This window comes from Phenylobacterium sp., assembly GCF_035276905.1.
Taxonomy (GTDB): domain Bacteria; phylum Pseudomonadota; class Alphaproteobacteria; order Caulobacterales; family Caulobacteraceae; genus Phenylobacterium.
Genome location: NZ_DATELG010000424.1, coordinates 1 through 2,786 on the forward strand (window position 1 = coordinate 1; position 2,786 = coordinate 2,786).

Here is a 2,786-nt window from a genome sequence, read left to right on the forward strand (position 1 = left end):
TGACGAGCGAGGCCGCCGCCGAGGCCGCGTCGGTCCCCGAGACCGCCGAGCTTGTCGTGACCGGTCTGCGCGGAGGAAAGCCGCGCAGCATCGCCGATAGCCCTGTGCCGATCGACGTCATCAGTCCGGCGCAGATCACCCAGACTGGCCGGGCGGGGTTGAAGCAGATCCTGGCGGCGGCGATCCCGTCGCTGACCCTGCCCGCCCAGAACGGCGGCGGCACCTCGGCGAGCGTCCCGCCCTTCGCCGTCCAGGGCCTGACCGGCGACTATGTGCTGGTGCTGGTGAACGGCAAGCGCCGGCACACGACGGCGCTGATCAACAACCTGGCCACGATCGGCGGCGGCTCCACCCCCGTCGACCTCGACCTGATCCCCGTGAGCGCCATCGAACGGGTGGAGTATCTGCGCAGCGGGGCGGCGGCGCAGTACGGTTCGGACGCCATCGCCGGGGTGATCAACATCATCCTCAAGAACAGCGGCCACGGCGGCGGCTCCGAGACCACGGTCGGCCAGACCTACAAGTCCACCGGCAAGCTGGTTCAGCAGAACCTTGACTGGGGCCAGCCGTTCTTCGGCGGCGCGATCCACTATGCCCTGTCCGCCTTCCAGCAGGGCCCGGCCCCCGCCAATGATCCCGCCACCGGGGTGCTCTACCCCTTGATCAAGGGCCGCCTCGATCCGCGCGAGGCGGCGGGGAACAGGGACTACGGCAGCGCCTACGGCCGCTCGACCCTGAACACCACGGTCAATCTCTCCTACGACCTCAGCGCGCCGATCGGCCGCGACTGGAACGTCTACAGCTTCTCGACCTACAGCCACCGGCAGATCAAGGACGCCCGCGGAGCCTTCCGCCCAGACGACCTGGCGTCGCTGCCGCAGATCTATCCCGACGGCTTCCAGGCCTATCGCCGCATCCACGAAAACGATTTCCAGGTCGCCGCGGGCGTGAGAGGGCCGTTCGCCGGCTGGACCTGGGACCTCAGTTCCTCGTTCGGACGCGACGAGGCCAGGCTGAACGCCACCAACACGCTGAACGCCTCGCTCGGCCCCTCGGCGCTGCAGACCAGCTTCTACATGGGCAAGCAGATCTTCGAGCAGTGGACGAACAACCTCGACGTCACCCGCAGCTTCGACATCGGCCTGGCCAAGCCGCTCGACGTCTCCTGGGGGCTGGAGCACCGCTGGGAGCAGTTCGAGGAGGTCGCCGGCGAGCCCAACTCCTACATCAACGGCGGCTATCAGGTTCCGAGGGACGGAACGCCGTTCGGCGATCTCTACGGCGGCCGTTTCCCGCAGGCGGGGCTGCAGTCGTTCACCGGCACGACCCCGGCGGACGCCAGCACCCACCACCGCAACAACTTCGCCGTCTACCTCGATCTCGGGACCAACTTCACCGAGGCCTGGTACGTGGGCCTGGCCGGCCGCGGCGAGCACTATGACGACAGCTCCGGCGACTCCCTCAGCGGCAAGCTCACGACCCGCTACGAGATCCTGCCGCACCTGGCGTTGCGCGGGTCGGTGACCAACGGCTTCCACGCGCCGTCGGTGGCGCAGGAATGGTTCTCGACGACGCAGAACACCACGGTGGTGGTGAACGGCCAGAACATCCTGGCCCAGTCGAAGTTCGTGCCGGTGGACAATCCGATCGCCAAGGCGCTGGGGGCCACGCCGCTCACGCCCGAGACGTCGGTCAACTATTCGATCGGCCTGACCTGGGAGCCGACCAGCCGCCTGCGCTTCACGATCGACGCCTACCAGATCGACATCCGCAACCGCATCGTGAAGTCCTCGCCGAACTTCAATCTGAGCGCGGCGCAAGTGGCGGCGCTGGGCTTCCCGGGCCTTAACTCGGCGCAGTTCTTCACCAACGGCGTCAACACGACGACGCGGGGGATCGACGCCGTGGCCGAGTACCAGCAGTCGCTGGGCCACTTCGGCGACGTGCGCTGGAGCGCGGTCTATTCCGGCAACGGCACGGAGATCACCCGCATCAAGGCCAACGCCGCCAACTTCAACGCCCAGGCGCAGCGCCAGCTGGTCGAGCAGACTCCCCGCTATCGCCTGACCCTGGCCGGCGACTGGATCTATGACCGCTGGGAGGTGCGGCTGCAGAACACGCTCTACGGCCGCTACGAGGAGCCGGTGAACAACACCCTCGACGCGGTCTTCCATCCGAAATGGGTGACCGACCTCGACGTCTCCTTCAGGGTCTCGCCTCGGATCAAGCTGGCGGTGGGTGCCAACAACCTCTTCGACGTGTTCCCGAGCCGAGTGCCGGACGCCATCCGGGCCAAGACCGTCAACGCCGACTCCGTGCTGATCGGCGCACCGGGCTACACCGTCGCGGGATACGGCGTGCCGACGCAGGGCTACTTCGTCTATGGCCAGAATGCGCCCTGGGGCCTGCTCGGCGGCTTCTACTACGCGCGGATCGGGGTGGAGTTCTGATCCACACTCGCCCGCGGCCCCGCCTATTACGGAGGATCATCAGCCGGTCCAGCATTCGGCATTAGATCGCTGGCAGCCAGCCGCTTCAGAATTCAGCTCCGAGATCGAAGGTCTCGGCGATAATTCTGACAGGAGATGAGAGATGAGCGTAGCTGCCCGCGAGTGGTCGCCGGAATATCAGGCCGCGGAACTGGAGATCCGCCCGCTGCAACCGACCATCGGCGCCGAGATCAGCGGCGTCGATCTCAGCCGGCCGATTTCGGACCGCACGCGCGACGAGATCAAGGCCGCGGTGCTGAAGCACAAGGTGGTCTTCTTCCGCGACCAGACGCTGAA

Annotated in this window: 2 protein-coding genes; both read left to right on the forward strand. The window is 67.0% G+C overall.

Annotated elements, in window-relative coordinates; all coding sequences use genetic code 11:
* Positions 1–2,450 (forward strand): TonB-dependent receptor (locus VJS38_RS20210; RefSeq protein WP_324089947.1); only part of this gene is annotated, 2,450 nt, incomplete at its 5' end.
* A gap of 142 nt (positions 2,451–2,592) precedes the next feature.
* Positions 2,593–2,786, forward strand: a 194-nt coding sequence (locus VJS38_RS20215; protein ID WP_324089948.1) for a TauD/TfdA dioxygenase family protein, incomplete at its 3' end; no start/stop codon positions are given.